A 22,404-nucleotide genomic window follows, 5' to 3' on the forward strand; every position below is an offset into this window, starting at 1 on the left:
CGTGTTCCCCCGTACGCGCCAGGGCGGGGTTTTCCGCGTCCGGCCCGGCGCCCCTGGCCCCGGAATGACCCGGCCCCCTTTGTTTCGTTCAGAAACAAAAGGTACCGTCGCTCTGTCCACGGGGCGGTCGGTCGATGGCCGAGCGGCCCGGGACGGTTAGGCTCTAGTCGCAAGGCACACCAGCCCCGCACTTCCAGCGTCACATCCAAGAAGGAGATGCTCGTGCCGTCCATCGACGTCGTCGTAGCCCGGGAAATCCTGGACTCCCGAGGCAACCCCACGGTCGAGGTCGAGGTCGGCCTCGACGACGGCAGCACGGGTCGTGCCGCCGTGCCGTCCGGCGCCTCGACCGGCGCCTTCGAGGCCATCGAGCTGCGCGACGGTGACCCGAACCGCTACCAGGGCAAGGGCGTCGAGAAGGCCGTCCTCGCCGTCATCGAGCAGATCGGCCCGGAGCTGGTCGGCTACGACGCCACCGAGCAGCGCCTGATCGACCAGGCCATGTTCGACCTGGACGCCACCGACAACAAGGGCTCCCTCGGCGCCAACGCCATCCTGGGCGTCTCGCTCGCCGTCGCCCACGCCGCCTCCGAGGCCAGCGACCTGCCGCTCTTCCGCTACCTGGGCGGCCCGAACGCGCACCTGCTGCCGGTGCCGATGATGAACATCCTGAACGGCGGCTCGCACGCCGACTCCAACGTGGACATCCAGGAGTTCATGATCGCCCCGATCGGCGCGGAGTCCTTCTCCGAGGCCCTGCGCTGGGGCACCGAGGTCTACCACACCCTGAAGAAGGTCCTGAAGAACAAGGGCCTGTCCACCGGCCTCGGCGACGAGGGCGGCTTCGCCCCGAACCTCGGCTCCAACCGTGAGGCCCTCGACCTCATCCTGGAGGCGATCAAGGAGGCCGGCTACACCCCCGGCGAGCAGATCGCCCTGGCGCTCGACGTCGCCGCGTCCGAGTTCTACAAGGACGGCTCCTACGTCTTCGAGGGCAAGAACCGCAGCGCCGCCGAGATGACCGAGTACTACGCCGAGCTGGTCGAGGCGTACCCGCTGGTCTCCATCGAGGACCCGCTCTTCGAGGACGACTGGGAGGGCTGGAAGACCATCACCGCCAAGCTCGGCGACAAGGTGCAGCTGGTCGGCGACGACCTGTTCGTCACCAACCCCGAGCGTCTGGCCAAGGGCATCGAGGAGGGCGCCGCCAACGCCCTGCTGGTCAAGGTCAACCAGATCGGCTCGCTGACCGAGACCCTGGACGCCGTCGAGCTGGCCCAGCGCAACGGCTTCAAGTGCATGATGTCCCACCGCTCCGGCGAGACCGAGGACGTCACCATCGCCGACCTGGCCGTCGCCACCAACTGCGGCCAGATCAAGACCGGCGCCCCGGCCCGCTCCGAGCGCGTCGCCAAGTACAACCAGCTGCTGCGCATCGAGGAGATCCTCGACGACGCCGCGGTCTACGCCGGCCGCAGCGCGTTCCCGCGCTTCAAGGGCTGAGCCGACCCAACCTGGGCTAAGTCCTAGCCAGTCGTACGTACGTCCCCGTACCCGGTCCCGTACCGTGTCCGGGGACGTACGCGCGTGTGACGGGAGGCGGGGAAGATGGGCGTGAAGGACCGTGACCGGTTCTCCACCGCGACCAGGATCAGGCTGCTCGGCGAGCAGACCGCGGCCCGCGTCTACCGTTCGCAGACCAAACGGCAGGCCCGCCGCTCCCGGCTCACCGGCCGGGCGGCGCTGCTCGCGCTGGTGCTGTGCACGATGGTCGTCGCCCTCGCCTACCCGATGCGGCAGTACGTCTCCCAGCGTGCGGAGATCGCCGACCTCCAGCGCGAGCAGCGGCAGGCCCGCGAGCGGGTGGAGCGGCTGCGGGACCTCAAGGCGCGCTGGCAGGACGACGCCTACGCCGAGCAGCAGATCCGCCGCCGGCTGCACTACGTACGGCCCGGCGAGACCGGGTACGTGGTCGTCGACCCCGGTGCGGCCAAGCAGTCCCGCGCCGACCTCGGGGCCGCCGGCCGGCCCTGGTACGCGAACGTCTGGGACGGCGTCGACAAGTCCGACGCCTCCGACCAGTGAACCGACAGAAAGTCTCCGAGCAGCCAGTCATGGAAACCCCTCCGCCGCCCACTCCGCGCACCGAGCCCACCGACGCGGACGTAGAGGCCTTCAAGCAGCAGCTGGGCCGCCCGCCGCGGGGCCTCAGGGCCATCGCGCACCGCTGCCCGTGCGGTCAGCCGGACGTCGTGGAGACGGCGCCGCGCCTGCCCGACGGCACGCCCTTCCCGACGCTGTACTACCTGACGTGCCCGAAGGCGTCCTCCGCCATCGGCACGCTGGAGGCGAACGGCGTCATGAAGGAGATGACCGAGCGGCTCCAGAGCGACCCCGGGCTGGCCGCCGCCTACCGGGCCGCGCACGAGGACTACATCCGGCGCCGGGACGAGATCGAGGTCCTCCAGGGCTTCCCGAGCGCGGGCGGCATGCCCGACCGGGTGAAGTGCCTGCACGTCCTCGTCGCCCACTCGCTGGCCGCAGGGCCGGGCGTGAACCCGCTCGGCGACGAGGCCCTGGCGATGCTGCCGGAGTGGTGGCGCAAGGGCGCGTGCGTGACCGCCGGCACCCCCGAGGAGGACGCGAAGTGACCCGTGTGGCGGCCGTCGACTGCGGCACGAACTCCATCCGGCTGCTGGTCGCCGACGCCGACCCGGCGACGGGGGAACTGACCGAGCTGGACCGCCGGATGACGATCGTGCGGCTCGGCCAGGACGTCGACCGCACCGGCCGGCTCGCCCCGGAGGCGCTGGAGCGCACCTTCGCCGCCTGCCGCGAGTACGCCGGGATCATCAAGGAGCACGGCGCCGAGCGGGTTCGCTTCGTCGCCACCTCCGCCTCCCGGGACGCCGAGAACCGCGAGGACTTCACGCGCGGCGTGCTGGACATCCTCGGGGTGGAGCCGGAGGTCATCAGCGGCGACCAGGAGGCCGAGTTCTCCTTCACCGGCGCCACGAAGGAACTCACCGGGCGCACCGACCTCACCCGGCCCTACCTGGTGGTGGACATCGGCGGCGGCTCCACCGAGTTCGTCGTCGGCGACGACCACGTGCGCGCCGCGCGGTCGGTGGACATCGGCTGCGTGCGCATGACCGAGCGGCACCTGGTGCACGGCGGCGAGGTCTCCGACCCGCCCACCGGGGAGCAGATCGCCGCCATAAGGGCCGATGTGGAGGCCGCCCTGGACCTGGCCGAGCGGACGGTCCCGCTGCGCGAGGCGCGCACCCTGGTGGGTCTGGCCGGCTCGGTCACCACGGTGTCCGCGATCGCCCAGGAACTGCCCGAGTACGACTCCGCGCGCATCCACCACTCCCGGATCTCCCAGGGCCGGGTCCGGGAGATCACCGAGTGGCTGCTGCGCTCCACGCACGCCGAGCGCGCCGCCGTCCCGTCCATGCATCCGGGCCGGGTCGACGTCATCGGCGCGGGCGCCCTCGTGCTGCTCGCGATCATGGAACGCACCGGCGCCGAGGAGGTCGTGGTGAGCGAGCACGACATCCTGGACGGCATCGCGTGGTCGGTGGCGTAGGTCTCTTTTGTTACTCACCGGTAGCCGACCGCTGAGCAGGTTGGATAACGTTTGAGCGTCCTGGAGGGCCCCCTCGGGGGCCCTTCGTCGCATGCGCGCGGAAAGCTTCGTGAAGTTCTTCACAAGGAATTCGGTCCCGGGGGTCCCCCGAACGGGGCCGGTTGGCCCTTCCGGGGCATCAAAGACCGTTTGAACATGTTCAGATGAAGGACGCGAACGGGCCCTGGAGGAGGTTGATCCGGAGGCTTCACGACACTTCCACGACCACCCCGCGACTCCGGAGAGGCTGCTCACGCGGCCTTGACAACGGGGCGAACCGCCGCGCGGTTCCCGCTGGGCCGCATGACCTCGGTCACGCGGGTCGCGGAGTTTAACACAGGGCCTGTCGGTTCTTGTGAAGGGGCGCACGAGCACCCCCCTTGGGGCGGGTGGATACTCGATGGCATGAGCACCACGGAGCGTCCCAGGATCCTCGTAGTAGGCGGTGGGTACGTAGGCCTGTACGCAGCTCGGCGCATCCTCAAGAAGATGCGCTACGGCGAGGCGACCGTCACGGTCGTCGACCCCCGGTCGTACATGACCTACCAGCCCTTCCTCCCCGAAGCCGCCGCCGGCAGCATCTCCCCTCGCCACGTCGTCGTCCCGCTGCGACGCGTGCTGCCGAAGGCGGAGGTCCTCACCGGTCGGGTCACCACCATCGACCAGGACCGCAAGGTCGCCACGATCGCCCCGCTGGTGGGCGAGGCGTACGAGCTGCCCTTCGACTACCTGGTCATCGCCATGGGCGCGGTCTCCCGCACCTTCCCGATCCCCGGCCTCGCCGAACAGGGCATCGGCATGAAGGGCATCGAGGAGTCCATCGGCCTGCGCAACCACGTCCTGGAGCAGCTGGACAAGGCCGACTCCACGACCGACGAGGAGATCCGCCGCAAGGCGCTCACCTTCGTCTTCATCGGCGGCGGCTTCGCGGGCGCGGAGACCATCGGCGAGGTCGAGGACATGGCCCGGGACGCGGCCAAGTACTACAAGAACGTGTCCCGCGAGGACATGCGTTTCATCCTCGTCGACGCCGCCGACAAGATCCTGCCCGAGGTCGGCCCCAAGCTCGGCCAGTACGGCAAGGAGCACCTGGAGAGCCGGGGCGTGGAGATCTACCTCTCCACCTCCATGGACTCCTGCGTCGACGGCCACGTGGTGCTGAAGAACGGCCTCGAGGTCGACGCCAACACCATCGTGTGGACGGCCGGCGTCAAGCCGAACCCGGCCCTCGCCCGCTTCGGCCTGCCCCTCGGCCCGCGCGGCCACGTCGACTGCGAGCCCACGCTCCAGGTCAAGGGCACGGACTACATCTGGGCCGCCGGTGACAACGCGCAGGTCCCGGACCTCGTCGGCCGCAAGGCGGGCAACGAGAACGCCTGGTGCCCGCCGAACGCCCAGCACGCGCTGCGCCAGGCCAAGGTCCTCGGCGACAACGTGGTCTCCGGCATGCGGGGCTTCCCGCAGAAGGAGTACGAGCACGCCAACAAGGGCGCGGTCGCCGGCCTCGGCCTGCACAAGGGCGTGGCGATGATCGTCATGGGCAAGATGAAGATCAAGCTCAAGGGCCGTCTCGCCTGGTACATGCACCGCGGCTACCACGGTATGGCGATGCCGACCTGGAACCGCAAGATCCGGGTCTTCGCCGACTGGACGCTCGGCATGTTCCTCAAGCGCGAGGTCGTCTCCCTGGGCGCCATGGAGAACCCGCGCGAGGAGTTCTACGAGGCCGCCAAGCCGGCCCCGGTCGCCGCCGCCAAGCCGGAGGAGAAGGCCAAGGCCTCCTGACCTCCCGGTCACTCTTTCGACCCCGAAGGGGCCGCCTGCCATCCGTGGTGCGGGCGGCCCCTTCGGGCTGTCCGGAACCGATCGCCCCCGGGCCGGAAGCGGCCGGCGCATACCGGCTTTTTACCCGGCCGCAACACGGCGCGGGGACTACGGCCGGGGCCCGCGTGTGTTTACGTGGTGTTGGCATTCCGGGATCGTCCGTCACGGAGGTGTGCGTCATGGCCGACGCCGCGCAGCGGCTGAGGAGTCTTGCCGAGCAGGTGCTGGGAGCCCCGCTCCCGGTGCGGCTGAGGGCCTGGGACGGATCGCAGGCCGGCCCGCCGGACGCGCCGGCCCTCGTGGTGCGCAACCGCCGCGCCCTGCGCCGGATGCTCTTCAAACCCGGTGAACTCGGCCTCGCCCGCGCCTGGGTCGCCGGTGACCTGGACGTCGAGGGCGACCTGTACACCGTGCTGGACGCCATGGCCGGCCTCGTCTGGGAGCGCGGCGAGGACGCCCGCACCCTGCGTCAGGCCGTGCGCGACCCCGCCGTCCGGGCCGCCGCCCGCGACCTGCTGAAACTGGCCGGCCCGCCGATCCCGCCCACCCCGCCGCGCGAGGAGATGCGCAGACCCCGCCGGCACCTGCACACCCGCCGCACCGACAAGCGGGCCATCAGCCACCACTACGACGTCGGCAACGACTTCTACGAGATCGTCCTCGGCCCCTCCATGGTGTACTCCTGCGCCTACTGGGAGGAGGACGGCACCCTGGAGACCGCCCAGCGCGACAAGCTCGAACTGATCTGCGCCAAGCTGGGTCTGAAGGAGGGTCAGCGGCTGCTCGACGTCGGCTGCGGCTGGGGCTCCATGGCCATCCACGCGGCCCGCGAGCACGGGGTGAGCGTCGTCGGGGTCACCCTGTCGCAGGAGCAGGCCGCCTACGCCCGCAAGCGCGTCGCCGACGCGGGCCTGACCGACCGGGTGGAGATCAGGGTCCAGGACTACCGGGACGTCGTGGACGGCCCCTACGACGCGATCTCCTCCATCGGCATGGCCGAACACGTCGGCGCCGAACGCTACCTGGAGTACGCCCGCCAGCTGTACGCGCTGCTCAAGCCCGGCGGCCGGCTGCTCAACCACCAGATCGCCCGCCGCCCGCAGCGGGACGAGTCGGCGTACCAGGTCGACGAGTTCATCGACTCCTACGTCTTCCCCGACGGCGAACTCGCCCCCGTCGGCACCACCGTCACCCAGCTGGAGCGGGCCGGGTTCGAGGTGCGGGACGTGGAGTCCATCCGCGAGCACTACGCCCGCACCCTGCGCCGCTGGGTGGCCAACCTGGAGGACGACTGGGACCGCGCGGTCCGGCTCACCAGCCCGGGCCGGGCCCGGGTGTGGCGGCTGTACATGGCCGCCTCCGCGCTCGCCTTCGAACGCAACCGGATCGGTGTCAACCAGGTCCTCGCGATCCGCACCCCCGTCTCCGGCGCCTCCGGGCTCGGCCTGCGGCCCCGCACCTGGCACGGCTGACCGTTACGCACGGCGAGGGGGCCCCTCCTCGAGGGGCCCCCTCCACTTTGTGCGTGCGACCGCTACTCGGCCTTGATCGCCGCGAGCATGTTCAGCCGGGCCGCGCGGCGGGCCGGCCACAGGGCGGCCAGGACGCCGATCACGCCCGCCAGCAGCAGGAAGACCGCCATCCGGCCCCACGGCAGCTGCAGCTCGTACGTCGGTATCTTCGTGGCCAGCAGCTCGCCGGCCGCCCAGCCGAAGAACACGCCCAGGCCGAGGCCCAGCACGCCGCCGAACAGGGAGATCACCAGGGACTCCAGGCGGACCATCCGCTTGACCGCCCGGCGGTCCAGGCCGATCGCGCGGAGCATGCCGATCTCCTGCGCGCGCTCGAAGACGGACATGGCCAGCGTGTTGACGACGCCCAGCACGGCGACGATCACCGCCATGCCGAGCAGGCCGTAGACCATGTTCAGCACCTGCGTGAACACATTGCCGATCTCATCGGAGATGTCCTGCTTGTCCTGGATCTTGACCGCCGGGTTGGTGCCGAGGGTCTTCACCAGGCCGTCCTTGGCCGCGTCGGACGCGCCGTCCGCCATCTTGACCATGACCTGCATGTCGGCCGGATCGGTCAGGTGCGGGGTGAGGACCTTGTTGTCGAGGATGATCCCGTTGATCATGTCGTTGCCCTCGTAGACCCCCGCGACCGTCAGCCGGCGGGCCGCGCCGTCCTCGAAGTGCGCGGTGAGCTGCGAACCGGCCTTCCAGCCGTGCTCCTTGGCCCGGTCCTGGTCCACGACGATCCGCGTGCCGTCCACCGCGAAGGAGCCGTCCGTCACCTTCAGGTCGGTCAGCTTGCCGATGGCCGCGCCGTCGACGCCGGTCAGCCACTCGGTGCCGCCGTCGATGCGGGACTCGGCGCTGCGCAGCGGGCTGCTGGCGGTGACCCCGTCGGCGGTGGCGAGCTTCTTTGCCACGTCGGGGGAGAGCGGGCCGCGGTTGGCCATCGAGACGACGTAGTCGGCGCGGATCGCCGAGCTGGCCAGCCGGTCGATGGAGGACTGCAGGCTGCCCGCCATCACCGTCATGCCGGTGATCAGGGTCAGGCCGATCATCAGCGCGGAGGCGGTGGCCGCGGTACGGCGCGGGTTGCGCACCGAGTTCTGGCGGGCCAGCTTGCCCGACACCCCGAAGGCGCGCAGCACCGGAGCGGCGAGGGCGATCAGCGGACGGGACAGCAGCGGGGTCAGCACGAACACGCCGATGATCAGCAGGACCGCGCCGATGCCCATCGGGCCCTGGGCGGAGTCGGCGTCCATGTTCGTGGCCATGAGGACCACCGCGACACCGGCGGCCGCGAACAGCGAGCCGAGCGTGTTGCGCAGGACCAGGGACTTGGTGGTGGCCTTGGCGTGCAGGCTGCTCATCGCCGCCACCGGCGGTATCTTCGCGGCCCGGCGGGCGGGCAGCCAGGCGGCGAGCACGGTGACGAGGATGCCGACGGCGAGGGCGGCGACCACCGTGCCGGGGCTGATCACCAGCGGTCCGTCGGGCACGCTCTCGCCCATGGAACGCAGCAGGGAGCGCAGACCCGCGCCGATGCCGACACCGGCCACCAGACCGGCCACACCGGCGACCGCGCCGACCGCGAACGCCTCGACGAGCACCGAGCGGGTGACCTGGCGGCGGGAGGCACCGACCGCCCGCAGCAGGGCCAGCTCACGGGTGCGCTGGGCGACCAGCATGGTGAAGGTGTTGGCGATGATGAAGGTGCCGACGAACAGGGCGATGCCCGCGAACACCAGCAGGCTCTGCTTCAGGCCGCTCATGGAGTCGGCGATCGCCACCGCCTGGTCGTCGGCGAGCTGCTCGCCGGTGGCGGTCTCCACCAGCCCCGCGGGCAGGGCCTTGTCCACCGCGGACTTGAGCGCCTCCTGGCTGGTACCGGCCGCCGCTTGCACGTCGATCTCGTCGTACGTGCCCTTCTTGCCGAACAGGGACTGCGCGGTCGGCGTGTCGAACAGGGTGAGGCTGCCGCCGGCGGCCACGTTGCCGTCGTCGGTGGTGAAGATGCCGCTGACGGTGGGGGTGAGGACCGGGCCGTCGACGGACAGGCGCACGGTGTCGCCGACCTTGAAGCCGGCCCGCTTCGCCGTCGCGGAGTCGATCACCACCTCGTCCTTGCCGTGCGGGGCGTGGCCGCTGACCAGGGGGTAGCGGGGGTCCTTGGTGCCCCAGTAGTTGCCGCCGGCCGACTGCCAGTCGCCGCCGACGAGTTCGCCGTCCTTGCCGGCGAGGGCGGTGAAGCCGGTGACGACACCGGTGGCGGACGCGGCCCCGGGAACCTTGGCGGCCCGGTCCAGCAGGGCCTGGGTCAGCTCGGCGTCCTTGCCGACCCGGTCGCCCTTGGACGCCTGGGACTTGGCCCGTATGGCGACGTCGACCTGGTCGAAGCCCTTGGCGAAGCTCTTCTGGTAGGCGTCGGAGAGGGTGTTGGTGAAGACGAGGGTCCCGGAGACGAACGCCACGCCGAGCATGACGGCGAGCACGGTCATCAACAGCCGGGCCTTGTGCGCGAGGACGTTGCGCAGGGCGGTGCGGAACATCAGCTGGTACGGCCCTTCGCGTCGAACTGCTTCATGGTGTCGAGGACGGACTCGGCCGTGGGGCCGTACATCTCGTCGACGATCCGCCCGTCGGCCAGGAAGATCACCCGGTCCGCGTAGGCGGCGGCCACCGGGTCGTGGGTCACCATGACCACCGTCTGGCCCAGCTCGCGCACGGAGTTGCGCAGGAAGCCGAGGACCTCGGCGCCGGAACGCGAGTCCAGGTTTCCGGTGGGCTCGTCACCGAAGATGATCTCGGGCTTGGAGGCGAGGGCGCGGGCCACGGCGACGCGCTGCTGCTGGCCGCCGGACAGCTGGGAGGGCCGGTGGCCCAGGCGCCCGGACAGACCCACCATCTGGATGACCTGATCCAGCCACGCCTTGTCCGGCTTCCGCCCGGCGATGTCCATCGGGAGGGTGATGTTCTCCAGCGCGGTCAGCGTCGGCAGCAGGTTGAACGCCTGGAAGATGAAGCCGATCTTGTCCCGGCGCAATTTGGTGAGCTGCTTGTCCTTCAGGGAGCCCAGCTCGGTGTCGCCGATCCGCACGGATCCGGAGGAGAAGGTGTCCAGACCGGCCACGCAGTGCATCAGCGTGGACTTGCCGGAGCCGGACGGGCCCATGATGGCGGTGAACTCGGCGGCCCGGAAGCCGACGGAGACCCGGTCCAGGGCGACCACCCGGGTCTCACCCTGCCCGTAGATCTTCGACAGCTCCATGGCGCGCGCGGCTACGGCGGTGGTCCGGCCGGCGGTGGGTGTGGTGGTCACGGGACGGTGCTCCTACTCGGGACGACGTGTTTCCTGGGGACCGTTCCATCGTCCCGGCGCGGTGCGCGCCCGGAGTCAGTCGCTGTTCCGGTTCCGGGGGGCGACTGGGGTCGGACGCGGGGCCGCCGTGTCATACCTGGGGAGGACGGCCGACCCTGAGGGGGCGCGGGGCGCTCCGACGGATGTCCGGTATCTCGTTAACCGGTGGACCGGTCTTGTTCGAGCGGTGAAATTCCGTCATTTCGCGTACACGCGCGCACCTCTCGCGGCACGCTGTTGGCAAGTGCGGATGGCTAGTTCCGTCCGCTGATGCCCACTCAGACGTCAATAAAATAAGACAACATCGGGTCACCCATCCGCTGTTCGGGGGAGGGGTCCCGATAGGCTCGGACCACTCGATGCGGAGCCCCTGGCAAGCCCGGATGGTGGAATGCAGACACGGCGAGCTTAAACCTCGCTGCCCCTTCGCGGGCGTGCCGGTTCGAGTCCGGCTCCGGGCACTTTCCGCCTCTTGGCGCGTTTTGTACGGTTACGACCGCGGTATGAGGACGCTCCGTCGGCTTGGCCGCTTCCTGGAAACCCCTCCTCCTCCCTCGACGCCCTCCCGTGACCGCTGCCACCGCGTCGCCGGCCGCTGGCGTACCCCTGATCCCCCGATGCGGCCCAGGCCATTGACAGTCCGGACCCGAGGGGCCGAGACTCGCGGGCAACTGGTGAAGGAAAGTTCACCTGGCGAACAAGGCGAAGAGAAGGGGACGGTCGATGCGTACCACCGTGGGGATCATCGGGGCGGGGCCGGCCGGGCTGTTGCTCGCGCGGCTGCTTCATCGCGCCGGGATCGAGTCGGTCGTCCTGGAGAGCCGCGACCGTGCCTACGTCGAGCGGCGGCAGCGCGCCGGAATCCTGGAGCAGGGCACGGTCGACGTGCTGCGCGCCGCCGGGGCCGGGGAGCGGCTGGACCGGGAGGGACTGCGGCACGACGGGATCGAGCTGCGCTTCGACCGGCGCCGGCACCGCGTCGACTTCCCCGCGCTCACCGGCGGGCGGTCCGTGACCGTCTACGCCCAGACCGAGGTCTGCAAGGACCTCATCGCGCTCCAGCTGGAGGAGGGCGGGCCGCTGCTGTTCGAGGCCGAGGCCCTGGCGGTGGAGGGAGCCGGGGGCGACCGGCCGCGGGTCCCGTTCCGGTACCAGGGGCGCGAAGACGTATTGGAGTGCGAGTACGTCGTCGGCTGCGACGGGTTCTGGGGGGTGGCCCGCAAGGCCTTCCCGGACGGGGTCTCCCGGGTGTTCGAGCGGTCGTACCCGTACGCCTGGCTCGGGATCCTCGCCGACGTCGCCCCCTCGCACGACGAACTCGTCTACGCCCGCCACGAGCGCGGCTTCGCCCTGCTGTCCATGCGGTCCCCGGCTGTCTCCCGGCTCTACCTCCAGGTCCCCGCGGGAACGGACGCCGGGCAGTGGGGCGACGAGGAGATCTGGGACGAGCTGGACAGGCGGCTGGAGACGGACGACGACTGGCGGCTGGAACGCGGCCCCATCACCCAGAAGTCGGTGACCCCCATGCGCTCCTTCGTGCACGAGCCGATGCGGCACGGCCGGCTCTTCCTCGCCGGCGACGCCGCCCACATCGTGCCGCCGACCGGCGCCAAGGGCCTGAACCTCGCCGTCGGCGACGTCGTCACCCTCGCCCGGGCCCTCGCCCACGAGCGGGAGACCGGCTCACCCGAGCTCCTCGACGCCTACTCCGCGACCTGCCTGCGCCGCGTCTGGCAGGCCGAACGGTTCTCCTACGACATGACGACCCTGCTGCACCGCGCCCCGGACGCCACCCCCTTCGACGCCCGGCTCCAGCTCGCCCGGCTGGAACGGATCGCCTCCTGCCGCGCGGCCGAGACCGACCTCGCCGAGGCGTACACCGGGCTCCCGCTCGGTTAGCCCTGCCTCCGTGGCCGGGAATCAGGGGCCCGCGTAGCGTGTTGCGCAGCATGCAAGGGGAAGGATCCTCCTCAAGTATCATGGTCGGTCCTTTGCCAATCCATTACTCTTGAGCCAAGACTGCACTCGGCAGTCATGGAGGAGTGAAATGAGGAGCAGCAACCCGGTCTTCTCGCGACGGGGCTTCAGCCGCGACAACGGCTACGCCGGCTTCAACACCGCACCGCAGGCCGGGTACGCACAGGGCAACCCGTACGCGCAGAACCCGTACGCCCAGAACCCGTACGCGCAGGCGGACGTCCAGGCCCCGGCCACCACCGGCCGGATGACCATGGACGATGTCATCGTCCGCTCGGCCCTCACGCTCGGCACGGTCGCCGTCGGCGCCGTCCTCGCCTGGGCCCTGCTGCCGGTCTCCGGCACCAGCTACGGCCTGGCCGTCGGCGCCGCGCTGATCGCGTTCGTCCTGGCCATGGTCCAGAGCTTCAAGCGCACGCCCTCGCCCGCGCTGATCCTCGCCTACGCCGCCTTCGAAGGCGTCTTCCTCGGCGTCTTCAGCGAGATGTTCAACAGCCGCTGGAGCGGCGCCCCGTTCCAGGCGGTGCTCGGCACCATGGCGGTCTCGGGTGCCACCCTGCTGATCTACAAGGCCGGCTGGATCCGCGTCACCGCCCGCTACGCCCGCATCGGCCTGTCCATCGCGATCGCCTTCATGGTCGTCATGGCGGTCAACCTGCTCCTGGTCGCGTTCGGCGTCGCCGAGGACGGCGGGCTGCGCAGCTTCGGCCCGCTCGGCGCGCTCGTCGGCATCATCGCGATCGTGCTCGGCGCGTTCTTCCTGACGCTGGACTTCAAGCAGATCGAGGACGGCATCGCCTACGGCGCCCCGCGCAGCGAGTCCTGGCTCGCCGCGTTCGGCCTCACCATGACCCTGGTGTGGATCTACGTCGAGATGCTGCGGCTGGTGGCCATCTTCAGCAGCAACGACTAGCGACGGTCACGAAAAAACGGCGAAGTGCCCCGGGTGCGTCACCCGGGGCACTTCCGCGTTCAGAGCAGCCTGCGCGCCGCCCTCCTCAGGTCGTACTCGTGCACGATCGCCTTGGCGTGGCCGTACGCCAGGTCGTACTCGTGCCGGAGCCAGCTGACCTTCTCCTCGAAGCGGAACAGAGCCGGGCCTTCTTCTACGGCACGCAGCCAGTCGGACACTTCACGACCGGTGCAGTGCGGGATGCGGGCGAGCAGATTGCGGTGGGTCTCCTCGGAGAAGACATGGGACATCGGCGCCTCCGGACACAAAGGGGATGTAAGCCGGTCCTTCACGTCACCGTGCCTGAGCGTTCGCGTATTGGCAACAGTGCGGCACGTTACGCTCGGCGGGTGGTTGATACGACGCCCTTGACCCAAGCAGTGGACCACTTCGCCGACCGGCTGCGGGCCGCACCGCAGAGCCGGCTCCAGCGCGGGGCCGCGGCGGAGGCGCTGGCGCTGGCCCGGGAGCTGTCCGGGTGGGCCCAGCGGAAGGAATCGCCCGGCGCCGAGCCCCGCGAGATGCCGGACGCCGGGATGTTCGCCGCCGCCGACCAGATCCTGGTGGCCGCCCATGACCTCGCGGTCGTGCTGGACGGCGACGACCAGGTCGCCGAGGCGGTGCGCCTGGTGGAGGAGGCGCGGCGGCGGGCCGGGGTCTGAGACTCCCGACCCCCGCGCCTACGGGGTCACGGGTACTACGGGTACGACGGGGGCTACGGGTACTACGGCTACCCGAGTGCTACGGGTACTGCGGGTACTACGGCTACCCGAGTACTACGGGTACTGCGGGTACTACGGGTACTACAGGGACGCGATCACCCGGTCGGCCAGGATGTACACCATGTCTTCGCCGCACGCGAAGGTCAGCGTGTACGAGCCCGAGACGCCCGAGCCGCCCAGGAGGTACGGCGTCTCACCCGACTCCAGGGCCGCGGCCAGCCGTTCCGCCGTCTCGCGGTGGCCCGGGGTCATGCACAGCGTGGTGCCGTCGGCGAAGACGTAGACGTCGAGCGTGCCCAGCGGGCCGGGGCGCACGTCGGCGAGCCGCACCTGCCCGGCGGCCAGCTCCTCCAGGGCGGCCACCGTGCGCTCGTGGTCGCCCACGGCCGGGGACTGCGCCGGGACGAAGTCCGGGTGCGAGGGGTGCCGGCGGCGGGCGGCGGCCAGCTCCGAGGACTCGCTCCCGGAGAAGTCCTCGGCGTCGGCGGTCGGCTCGGACACCGGCTCCAGCGGCTCCAGGCCCGCGAAGTCCGCCTGCCGGGGCAGGAAGGGATCGGCCTCGGGCAGGCCGAACAGCATCGGCGCGTCGGAGGCGTCCCGGGCCTCCTGGGCGGCCCAGAAGGCACGCGCCTCGGCCAGCTCCCGCTCCCGTTCCTCGGCGAGCGCGTCCGCCACGGCCGCCCGTATCCGGTCGGCGTCGGCGGCGGACCGGGCACCGGGCAGCAGGGCGCGCGCGGTGGCCGCCTGGTCGTCGGCGAGCTGCCGCTGCAACTCGGTGAGCTGGCGGCGCAGCTTCAGGACGGTGCGCAGGACGGCGACGCCCACGGCGCCGGTGGCTGCCGTGGTGAGCAGCAGGGCGATCGGCATGGCGCTCACTGACATACTCCCGGTTCAAAGTCGACCCCCGACTTCCTACATCAGCTTGAAGGGCGGACTAACCAGCTGTCAGTGCGTAACGTCACGAATCGGACAGGACGTATGGAGCGCGGTTCGGCCGTGCGCCGAGCTGTTCGTCGCTGACCTGCGGTGATGCGCCCGGCGAGCGAGATAGGTCACATCCTGGGGGAGATTGGGTCACGGAAAGGCCCGGAACCGTGGTGTTTCCCCGGTTCTGGGCCCTTTCGCGACGTACCGTGCCAGGCCCGCTACGGACCGTGGGACGTGGGTCAGCTGAGGCGCTCGATGACCATCGCCATGCCCTGGCCGCCGCCGACGCACATGGTCTCCAGGCCGAACTGCTTGTCGTGCCACTGGAGCGAGTTGATGAGCGTGCCGGTGATCCGGGCGCCGGTCATGCCGAAGGGGTGGCCGACGGCGATGGCGCCGCCGTTGACGTTCAGCTTGTCGAGGTCGATGCCCAGATCCCGGTAGGAGGGGATCACCTGGGCGGCGAAGGCCTCGTTGATCTCGACCAGGTCGATGTCGTCGATGGTCAGGCCCGCGCGCTTCAGCGCCTGCCTGCTGGCCTCGACCGGGCCGAGGCCCATGATCTCGGGGGAGAGGCCGGAGACGCCGGTGGACACGATGCGGGCGAGCGGGGTGAGGCCGAGCTCGCGCGCCTTGGTGTCGGACATGATGACGAGCGCGGCGGCACCGTCGTTGAGCGGGCAGCAGTTGCCGGCCGTGACGAGCCCGTCGGGGCGGAAGACCGGCTTCAGGCCGGCCACGCCCTCCATGGTGACGCCGGCGCGCGGGCCGTCGTCCTTGCTGACCACCGTGCCGTCGGGGAGGGTCACCGGGGTGATCTCGCGCTCCCAGAAGCCGTTCTTGATGGCCTGCTCGGCGAGGTTCTGGGAGCGGACGCCGAACTCGTCCATCTCCTGGCGGGTGACGCCCTTCCAGCGGGCGAGGTTCTCGGCGGTCTGGCCCATCGCGATGTACGGGTCGGGCAGCAGGCCGTCCTCGCGCGGGTCGTGCCAGGTGGTGCCCTCCTGCTGGGCGACGGCCTCGGTGCGGGCCTCGGCCTCGGCGAACAGCGGGTTGTGCGTGCCCGGCAGGCCGTCGGAGCTGCCCTTGGCGTAGCGGGAGACCATCTCGACGCCGGCCGAGATGAAGACGTCGCCCTCGCCTGCCTTGATGGCGTGCAGCGCCATGCGGGAGGTCTGCAGGGAGGAGGAGCAGTAGCGGGTGATCGTGCAGCCCGGCAGGTGGTCCATGCCCATCTGCACGGCGACGACGCGGCCGAGGTTGTGGCCCTGTTCGCCGCCGGGGAGGCCGCAGCCGAGCATCAGGTCGTCGATGTCCTTGGGGTCGAGCTCGGGGATCTTGTCGAGCGCGGCCTGGATGATCGTGGCGGTGAGGTCGTCGGGGCGCAGGTCCTTCAGGGAGCCCTTGTTCGCGCGGCCGATGGGGGAGCGGGCGGTCGAGACGATGACGGCTTCGGGCATCACGGCTCCAGGGGAAGGAGGTTGGGCAGGGCCGGTTGGGAAGTTACCCGGCCGTATGGTCCAGGTCACCGGTGTCGTGGTGTGACACTGGCCGCAGTTTTCTAAGCGCTTGCTTTGCCCGGGTGCCGTGGGAAAGGGCCCGGACGCCCCGGGGAAGGGCTCAGGTGTCCTGGAAACGCACCCGGTGCCCCGGGAAAGGGCGGGGGCCGGTCCGGCTCACACCGACGGAGTCGCCGGCTCGGCCTCCGGGACGCGCCGGCGGCGCCTGCGCTTGAGCAGCGCCCACGGTCCCCGCGGCCCCGCCGGCATCGCCGCCGTGACCTCCGTCCCCGCCTCCGCCGCCGCCTCGGCCGCGGCACGGGCCACCGGCAGGAAACCCTCGCGGCGCGACACGTCCGGCCGCTCCTCCTCCGGCCACAGCCCCAGCGCCGCGCACACCGTCGGCAGGATGGCCATCGCCGCGGTGGCGTACCCCTCCGCCGACGGGTGGTAGTTGTCCGGCCCGAACAACTCCCGCGGATTCGCCTCGAACTCCGGCCCGAGCAGATCCCCCAGCGACACCGTGCGCCCGCCCTGCGCCACCACCCCGATCGTCTGGGCCGCCGCCAGCTGCCGGGACGCCCGCCGGGCCAGCCACCGCAGCGGCTGCTGCACCGGCTCGATCGTGCCGAGGTCCGGACAGGTGCCGACCACCACCTCCGCGCCGGCCGTGCGCAGCCGCCGTACCGCCACCGACAGGTGCCGTACCGACTGGGCCGGAGGCATCCGGTGGGTCACGTCGTTCGCACCGATCATGATCACGCACACGTCGGGGACGGGCCCGGGGGCGGACAGGAGCAGCCCCGTCTGCCGGTCCAGGTCGTCCGAGCGGGCACCGGTGACCGCCACGTTCCGCAGCTCCACCGGGCGCTCCGCCACCGCGGCCAGCCCCGAGGCCAGCAGCGCTCCCGGTGTCTGGCCCGCCCGGTGCACGCCCTGCCCCGCCGCCGTGGAGTCGCCGAGCACGGCCAGCCGCAGCGGCGGTTCGCCCGGGATGTCGTAGGCCCGCCCGTACACGCCGTCGGCCGTCGGCACCCGGCCGCTGAGCCCGTTGCCCAGTTGCCGCCGGGCCAGCCGGACCTCCGCCAGCACCAGTCCGATGACGGCCGCGCCGACCAGACCGGCCCCGCCACCGCCGTACGCCGCCCCGGCCGCGATGCGCCGGGCCACCCGCGCCCTCGACATGCTCGTCATGCGTCGCCGCCACCTCCTCGTAGCCGTACACCCACTCCTTGCCCCGTACGGACCGTGCGTCAATCTCAACGGGGAGTGAACGGCCGCGCTCGCCGCACGGCTGGCCTTAGGCTGGCGACACCACTACGAACACACCTTTTTGCAGCGACCGGAGACAACGGTGCGATACCACGACTCGATGATCAGCCTCGTCGGCAACACCCCGCTGGTGCGGCTCAACAACGTGACCAAGGGCATCCGGGCGACCGTCCTGGCCAAGGTGGAGTACTTCAACCCGGGCGGCTCCGTGAAGGACCGCATCGCCCTGCGCATGATCGAGGCCGCCGAGAAGAGCGGGGAGCTGAAGCCTGGGGGCACGATCGTCGAGCCGACCAGCGGGAACACCGGTGTCGGTCTTGCCATCGTGGCCCAGCAGAAGGGCTACAAGTGCATCTTCGTCTGCCCGGACAAGGTGAGCACCGACAAGATCAACGTGCTGCGCGCGTACGGCGCCGAGGTCGTGGTCTGCCCGACCGCCGTGGCGCCGGAGCACCCGGACTCCTACTACAACGTCTCCGACCGGCTCGTCCGTGAGACCCCGGGCGCCTGGAAGCCCGACCAGTACTCCAACCCCAACAACCCGCTCTCGCACTACCACTCCACCGGCCCCGAGCTGTGGGAGCAGACCGAAGGGAAGATCACCCACTTCGTGGCGGGCGTCGGCACCGGCGGCACCATCTCCGGCACCGGCCGCTACCTGAAGGAGGCCAGCGAGGGGAAGGTCAAGGTCATCGGCGCCGACCCGGAGGGCTCGGTGTACTCCGGCGGCTCGGGCCGGCCGTACCTGGTCGAGGGCGTCGGCGAGGACTTCTGGCCGACCGCCTACGACCGGGAGATCGCGGACGAGATCGTCGCCGTCTCCGACAAGGACTCCTTCCAGATGACCCGCCGGCTGGCCAAGGAGGAGGGCCTGCTGGTGGGCGGCTCCTGCGGCATGGCCGTGGTGGCCGCGCTGAAGGTCGCCGAGCGGCTCGGTGAGGACGACGTCGTGGTGGTCCTGCTCCCGGACAGCGGACGCGGCTACCTCAGCAAGATCTTCAATGACGAGTGGATGGCGGACTACGGCTTCCTGGAGGACGAGGGCCCCAGCGCCCGCGTCGGTGACGTGCTGAGCGACAAGGTCGCCGGCTCCATCCCGTCCCTGGTGCACATGCACCCGGAGGAGACCGTCGGCCAGGCCATCGAGGTGCTGCGCGAGTACGGCGTCTCGCAGATGCCCGTCGTCAAGCCGGGCGCCGGTCACCCCGATGTGATGGCCGCCGAGGTCGTCGGCTCCGTGGTGGAACGGGAGCTGCTGGACGCCCTGTTCAGCAAGCGGGCCTCGCTGGACGACCCGCTGGAGAAGCACATGTGCCCCCCGCTGCCGCAGGTCGGCTCCGGTGAGCCGGTCGGCGACCTGATGCAGGTGCTGGGCGAGGCGGACGCGGCGATCGTCCTGGTCGAGGGCAAGCCGACCGGCGTCATCAGCCGGCAGGACCTGCTCGCCTTCCTGGCCAAGGGCGGCAACAAGTAGCCGAGCCGGGCGCGGGGACGGGGTTCGCGCAAGTGGTACGAGCGTGTCACGTGCGCGCAGCACCCGCTTAACACGCGTCCGGCAGATTGGTGGGCGTCGGCAGGGCGGGATCGGCTCCCCGCCCGGGCCGGCGCCGAACGGCGCCAGGACCTCCGGAGCGGCTCCCGGACCTCCATGGACGCCACGGACGCGCACGACCGGTCCTGACCGGCCCGCGTCCCTCGCGGGGACCGCCGTCGTCCCGCCCCCCGGCAACGGGGGTGCGGCGGTCCCCGCGACAGTCTTCCCGGCGGTCGGACGCCGGCCCGACTCCCCAGTTGGAGCGAGACGTTCCGCCGTCTTTGGGCCCGGTTCTCGGCACCGGTCAGTCCCCGGGCGCGGGGTGGTCGTGGCCGGCCCGGGGTTCCCGGTTGAGGCGTACGGACTGGGCCGCGTTGACGCCGATGATGCCGAGCCAGGCGACCACCAGCCCGGACAGCCCGGCCGTGCCGCCCGCGATCGCGGACAGGGGGATCGCAAGGACGAGCGTGATCAGCGCGAAGCCGTACCGCTCGGCCCAGGGGCCGGCCGTGGCCGGCCGCCGGGCCGCGCGGGCGTCGGCGAGCTGCCGCTCGGCCAGCTGCCGGCGCACCCGGCGGTCCACCGCGTCGTCGATCCGCCGCTCGACCCGCTCCAGGAAGGAGTCCGCCAGGGCGGAGTCGTACTCGTCGCCCAGCTCCGCGCGGGCCCGCACGGTCGCGTCCAGCTCCCTCCTGAGGTCGGGGTCCTTCCCGAGGCCGGGAGCCTGACGGGGAGCGGTGTCCGCCCCGGGGCCGGTGTCGCGCGGATCGAGACTGTCCATGCCGGTCAGCCTAGGAAGCGGGGGGACCGGCCGCACTGGTGCTGGCCCCCGGTTCCGGCGCCGGGACGGCCGGCGGCGCGTCCGGCGGCGGGAGGCGGCGGGCGACGAGCCGGTACAGCAGCGCCGGCACGGCGAGGCCCACGATCCAGGAGACGTCCGCGCCGCCGAGCGGCTCCACCAGCGGGCCGGTGTAGAAGCCGGTGGCGAGGAACGGCAGCTGGGCCAGCAGGCCGGCCGCGTACACCGCGAGGGCGTCGAAGCGCCAGGCGCCGTAACGGCCGTGCGGGTCGGCGAGGGCCGCGAGGTCGTAGCGCTCCTTGGAGATCAGGTAGTAGTCGACCAGGTTGATCGCCGACCAGGGCGTGAAGAACGTCAGCAGGAACAGCAGGAAGTCCTTGAACGAGGACAGGAAGCTGTCCTTGCCCAGCAGGGCCACCGCGGTGCCCGCCGTCATCACCAGCGCGATGTACGCCACCCGGCCCGCCGGGGACAGCCGCCGCTGCCCGCGGAAGCCGCTCACGCCCGTCACCAGCGACATGAAACCGCCGTAGGTGTTGAGGACGTTGACGGTGAGCTTGCCGAGCGCGATGACGAAGTACAGGAAGGACGCGACCAGGCCGGTGCCGCCGAGGCCGACGACATAGCCGACCTGGCTGTCCAGGAACGCCTCCCCGGCCGTGGCCGCGGCCAGCACCCCGAAGGTCATGGACCACTGCGAGCCCAGCGCCGAGCCGGACAGCGTCCACCAGAAGGTCGCCTTCGCGGACGTCGAGCGCGGCAGATAGCGGGAGTAGTCGGCCACGTACGGCCCGAACGCCAGTTGCCAGGACGCCGACAGGGACACCGCCAGCAGGAACAGCGGCAGCGAGAAGTGCGCGTCGTGCAGCAGCGCGGAGGTGTCGGCGCGGTCCAGGAGGCGTACGGCGAGGAAGACGAAGGCGAGCGCGCACACCGTGCTCGCCACCCGGCCGAGGGCGTGCACGACCCGGTACCCGGCGGTCGCGATGACCCCCGTGACGGCGGCGAAGACGACGATCCCGGTGGTGTCGTCCGTGTGCGTCAGCTCGCCCACCGCCTGCCCGGCGAGCACGCTGCCGGAGGCGAAGAAGCCGACGTACATGACGACCACCAGCAGCAGCGGCACGACCGCCCCGCGCACCCCGAACTGGGCCCGCGACTGGATCATCTGCGGCAGGCCCAGCCGCGGGCCCTGCGCGGAGTGCAGGGCCATCACCGCGCCGCCGAGCAGGTTGCCGAGCAGCAGGCCGAGCACCGACCAGACCACGTCCCCGCCGAAGACGACCGCGAGGGCGCCGGTGACGACGGCCGTGATCTGGAGGTTGGCCCCCAGCCACAGCGTGAACTGGCCGAAGGCCCTGCCGTGCCGTTCCTCGTCCGGGACGACATCGATGGAGCGCGGTTCCACGAACTGTGCCATGCGTTCTCCCCACACCGGGCTGTATAACGGTATGCAGCGACACACTGTCTGAATAGGCGGCCGGTGTTTGTCAATGCCCCGGCGCTGTACTCTCCCGGGGCGTCGAGGAGATCTGGAGGGGGAGTACCGCATGAGCGCGAGCGACAGCCCTGCGAACCGGTTGCAGGCGCTCTTCGAGGGCCACCGGCTCACGCCGACCCAGCGCCGCATCGCGCACAGCATGGTGCGCCGCGCCGCCGACGTGCCCTTTCTGTCCAGTGTGGAGCTGGCCGAACTGGCCGGGGTCAGCCAGCCGTCGGTGACCCGGTTCGCCGTCGCCCTCGGCTTCGACGGCTACCCCGCCCTGCGCCGGCACCTGCGCGAGGTCGTCCCGGCCGGACCCACCACGGGCGCCGGCGCCTACAACGAGTACCAGCAGGCCGTCGAGGCCGAGATCGAGAACCTCAGGCACCTGGCCGAGCTGCTCGCCGACCCGCGCCCGGTGCAGCGGGCCGGCCGCCTGCTCGCCGCCTCCCGGCCGCTGCCGGTGCTGGGCCTGCGCGCCGCCGCCTCCCAGGCCTACGGCTTCGCCTACTTCGCCGCCAAGGTCCACCCGGACGTCCGGCTGCTGCACGAGGGCGGCACGATGGTCCAGGACCGGATCGACGCCGCCGTCCGGGCCGGCGCCACCGCCCTGCTGTGCTTCGCGCTGCCCCGGCACCCGCGCGAGGTCGTGGACACCCTCGCCCACGCCAAGGACGCGGGCCTGACCGTGGTCACGGTCGCCGACTCGGCGTTCGCGCCGGTCGCCAAGCACTCCGACCTGCTGCTGCCCGCCGCCGTCGGCACCGGGCTCGCCTTCGACACCGCCTGCGCGCCGATGCTGCTCGGCCGGGTGCTGCTGGAGGCGCTGTGCGACGACCTGCCGGACGCCCAGGCCCGGCTGGAGGAGTTCGACGCCAAGGCGGCGGCCCGGGGCCTGTTCGTGGAGTGACCGGG

General features: G+C 71.3%; 19 protein-coding genes and 1 tRNA gene. 12 read left to right on the top strand and 8 right to left on the bottom strand.

All coding sequences use genetic code 11. The annotated features are described in order from the left end of the window. Positions 1-222: 222 nt before the first annotated feature. The 6 genes from eno (at position 223) to Srubr_RS34775 (ending at position 6,924) form a co-directional block, all read left to right on the top strand. On the top strand, positions 223-1,503 hold the full coding sequence (gene eno, locus Srubr_RS34750; protein ID WP_189992017.1) for a phosphopyruvate hydratase: 1,281 nt from the start codon (positions 223-225) through the stop codon (positions 1,501-1,503). A gap of 105 nt (positions 1,504-1,608) precedes the next feature. After that, the gene (locus Srubr_RS34755; protein ID WP_189992015.1) at positions 1,609-2,085 is read left to right on the top strand and encodes an FtsB family cell division protein; all 477 of its coding nucleotides are present in this window, start codon (positions 1,609-1,611) and stop codon (positions 2,083-2,085) included. Positions 2,086-2,114: 29 nt separating this feature from the next. Then, positions 2,115-2,651 carry a DUF501 domain-containing protein gene (locus Srubr_RS34760; protein WP_189992013.1) on the top strand — a complete coding sequence of 179 codons (537 nt, stop codon included), beginning with the start codon at positions 2,115-2,117 and terminating at the stop codon, positions 2,649-2,651. Further along, the gene (locus Srubr_RS34765; protein WP_189992011.1) at positions 2,648-3,589 is read left to right on the top strand and encodes a Ppx/GppA phosphatase family protein; all 942 of its coding nucleotides are present in this window, start codon (positions 2,648-2,650) and stop codon (positions 3,587-3,589) included. The genes Srubr_RS34760 and Srubr_RS34765 overlap by 4 nt, the downstream gene beginning before the upstream one ends. A 444-nt stretch (positions 3,590-4,033) precedes the next feature. Further along, positions 4,034-5,413, top strand: coding sequence for an NAD(P)/FAD-dependent oxidoreductase (locus tag Srubr_RS34770; RefSeq protein ID WP_189992009.1), 1,380 nt, complete (start codon positions 4,034-4,036; stop codon positions 5,411-5,413). A 218-nt stretch (positions 5,414-5,631) separates the two neighbouring features. After that, complete coding sequence (locus tag Srubr_RS34775; RefSeq protein ID WP_189992007.1) at positions 5,632-6,924, top strand: SAM-dependent methyltransferase; 1,293 nt, start codon at positions 5,632-5,634, stop codon at positions 6,922-6,924. A 62-nt stretch (positions 6,925-6,986) separates the two neighbouring features. On the opposite strand, the gene Srubr_RS34780 is transcribed toward Srubr_RS34775, so the two are convergent. After that, entirely contained in the window at positions 6,987-9,515 is a 2,529-nt protein-coding gene (locus Srubr_RS34780; protein ID WP_189992004.1) for an ABC transporter permease, read from the bottom strand. Further along, positions 9,515-10,285 (bottom strand): ABC transporter ATP-binding protein, encoded by a 771-nt coding sequence (locus tag Srubr_RS34785; protein ID WP_189992001.1) that lies wholly within the window; start codon positions 10,283-10,285, stop codon positions 9,515-9,517. Before Srubr_RS34785 ends, Srubr_RS34780 begins: the two co-directional genes overlap by 1 nt. A 416-nt stretch (positions 10,286-10,701) precedes the next feature. Between Srubr_RS34785 and Srubr_RS34790 the strand changes: the two genes are divergently transcribed. The 3 genes from Srubr_RS34790 (at position 10,702) to Srubr_RS34800 (ending at position 13,214) form a co-directional block, all read left to right on the top strand. Further along, positions 10,702-10,785: transfer RNA gene (locus Srubr_RS34790), tRNA-Leu, on the top strand. Positions 10,786-11,047: 262 nt separating this feature from the next. Continuing rightward, positions 11,048-12,223, top strand: coding sequence for a 4-hydroxybenzoate 3-monooxygenase (locus Srubr_RS34795; protein WP_189991999.1), 1,176 nt, complete (start codon positions 11,048-11,050; stop codon positions 12,221-12,223). A gap of 148 nt (positions 12,224-12,371) precedes the next feature. After that, a complete protein-coding gene (locus Srubr_RS34800) occupies positions 12,372-13,214 on the top strand; it encodes a Bax inhibitor-1/YccA family protein (protein WP_189991997.1) in 843 nt (280 codons plus the stop codon). 59 nt (positions 13,215-13,273) lie between these two features. Here Srubr_RS34800 and Srubr_RS34805 read toward each other — a convergent pair whose 3' ends face one another. Beyond that, complete coding sequence (locus Srubr_RS34805) at positions 13,274-13,504, bottom strand: DUF4287 domain-containing protein (RefSeq protein ID WP_030615555.1); 231 nt, start codon at positions 13,502-13,504, stop codon at positions 13,274-13,276. Between the two features lie 99 nt (positions 13,505-13,603). On the opposite strand from Srubr_RS34805, the gene Srubr_RS34810 reads away from it, so the two are divergent. Beyond that, a complete protein-coding gene (locus tag Srubr_RS34810) occupies positions 13,604-13,915 on the top strand; it encodes a hypothetical protein (RefSeq protein WP_189991995.1) in 312 nt (103 codons plus the stop codon). Between the two features lie 141 nt (positions 13,916-14,056). Here the strand turns inward: Srubr_RS34810 and Srubr_RS34815 are convergent, their stop codons facing one another. The 3 genes from Srubr_RS34815 to Srubr_RS34825 all read right to left on the bottom strand — a co-directional run bounded on the left by Srubr_RS34815 (position 14,057) and on the right by Srubr_RS34825 (position 17,595). Continuing rightward, entirely contained in the window at positions 14,057-14,851 is a 795-nt protein-coding gene (locus Srubr_RS34815; protein WP_189991992.1) for a hypothetical protein, read from the bottom strand. A gap of 290 nt (positions 14,852-15,141) precedes the next feature. Then, positions 15,142-16,362 (bottom strand): acetyl-CoA C-acetyltransferase, encoded by a 1,221-nt coding sequence (locus tag Srubr_RS34820; RefSeq protein ID WP_189991990.1) that lies wholly within the window; start codon positions 16,360-16,362, stop codon positions 15,142-15,144. Positions 16,363-16,578: 216 nt separating this feature from the next. Beyond that, the gene (locus Srubr_RS34825) at positions 16,579-17,595 is read right to left on the bottom strand and encodes an SGNH/GDSL hydrolase family protein (protein ID WP_189991988.1); all 1,017 of its coding nucleotides are present in this window, start codon (positions 17,593-17,595) and stop codon (positions 16,579-16,581) included. Positions 17,596-17,755: 160 nt separating this feature from the next. Between Srubr_RS34825 and Srubr_RS34830 the strand changes: the two genes are divergently transcribed. Next, positions 17,756-19,147, top strand: coding sequence for a cystathionine beta-synthase (locus tag Srubr_RS34830; protein WP_189991986.1), 1,392 nt, complete (start codon positions 17,756-17,758; stop codon positions 19,145-19,147). Positions 19,148-19,511: 364 nt separating this feature from the next. Here the strand turns inward: Srubr_RS34830 and Srubr_RS34835 are convergent, their stop codons facing one another. Together Srubr_RS34835 and Srubr_RS34840 are read right to left on the bottom strand one after the other, a co-directional pair. Next, on the bottom strand, positions 19,512-19,988 hold the full coding sequence (locus tag Srubr_RS34835) for a hypothetical protein (protein ID WP_229926549.1): 477 nt from the start codon (positions 19,986-19,988) through the stop codon (positions 19,512-19,514). A 10-nt stretch (positions 19,989-19,998) separates the two neighbouring features. Next, a complete protein-coding gene (locus Srubr_RS34840) occupies positions 19,999-21,426 on the bottom strand; it encodes a purine-cytosine permease family protein (RefSeq protein ID WP_229926548.1) in 1,428 nt (475 codons plus the stop codon). A gap of 130 nt (positions 21,427-21,556) precedes the next feature. Between Srubr_RS34840 and Srubr_RS34845 the strand changes: the two genes are divergently transcribed. Continuing rightward, positions 21,557-22,399 (top strand): MurR/RpiR family transcriptional regulator, encoded by an 843-nt coding sequence (locus Srubr_RS34845; protein ID WP_189991984.1) that lies wholly within the window; start codon positions 21,557-21,559, stop codon positions 22,397-22,399. Positions 22,400-22,404 lie beyond the last annotated feature (5 nt).

Source organism: Streptomyces rubradiris (genome assembly GCF_016860525.1).
Lineage (GTDB): Bacteria > Actinomycetota > Actinomycetes > Streptomycetales > Streptomycetaceae > Streptomyces > Streptomyces rubradiris.

What these genes read in the sequence shown, in the direction of transcription:
- Srubr_RS34755 (WP_189992015.1), top strand. Translation starts at nt 1,609, where the DNA reads ATGGGCGTGAAGGACCGTGACCGGTTCTCCACCGCGACCAGGATCAGG.
- Srubr_RS34760 (WP_189992013.1), top strand. Translation starts at nt 2,115, where the DNA reads ATGGAAACCCCTCCGCCGCCCACTCCGCGCACCGAGCCCACCGACGCG.
- Srubr_RS34770 (WP_189992009.1), top strand. Translation starts at nt 4,034, where the DNA reads ATGAGCACCACGGAGCGTCCCAGGATCCTCGTAGTAGGCGGTGGGTAC.
- Srubr_RS34775 (WP_189992007.1), top strand. Translation starts at nt 5,632, where the DNA reads ATGGCCGACGCCGCGCAGCGGCTGAGGAGTCTTGCCGAGCAGGTGCTG.
- Srubr_RS34780 (WP_189992004.1), bottom strand. Translation starts at nt 9,515, where the DNA reads ATGTTCCGCACCGCCCTGCGCAACGTCCTCGCGCACAAGGCCCGGCTG.
- Srubr_RS34795 (WP_189991999.1), top strand. Translation starts at nt 11,048, where the DNA reads ATGCGTACCACCGTGGGGATCATCGGGGCGGGGCCGGCCGGGCTGTTG.
- Srubr_RS34800 (WP_189991997.1), top strand. Translation starts at nt 12,372, where the DNA reads ATGAGGAGCAGCAACCCGGTCTTCTCGCGACGGGGCTTCAGCCGCGAC.
- Srubr_RS34805 (WP_030615555.1), bottom strand. Translation starts at nt 13,504, where the DNA reads ATGTCCCATGTCTTCTCCGAGGAGACCCACCGCAATCTGCTCGCCCGC.
- Srubr_RS34820 (WP_189991990.1), bottom strand. Translation starts at nt 16,362, where the DNA reads ATGCCCGAAGCCGTCATCGTCTCGACCGCCCGCTCCCCCATCGGCCGC.
- Srubr_RS34825 (WP_189991988.1), bottom strand. Translation starts at nt 17,595, where the DNA reads ATGACGAGCATGTCGAGGGCGCGGGTGGCCCGGCGCATCGCGGCCGGG.
- Srubr_RS34835 (WP_229926549.1), bottom strand. Translation starts at nt 19,988, where the DNA reads ATGGACAGTCTCGATCCGCGCGACACCGGCCCCGGGGCGGACACCGCT.
- Srubr_RS34840 (WP_229926548.1), bottom strand. Translation starts at nt 21,426, where the DNA reads ATGGCACAGTTCGTGGAACCGCGCTCCATCGATGTCGTCCCGGACGAG.
- Srubr_RS34845 (WP_189991984.1), top strand. Translation starts at nt 21,557, where the DNA reads ATGAGCGCGAGCGACAGCCCTGCGAACCGGTTGCAGGCGCTCTTCGAG.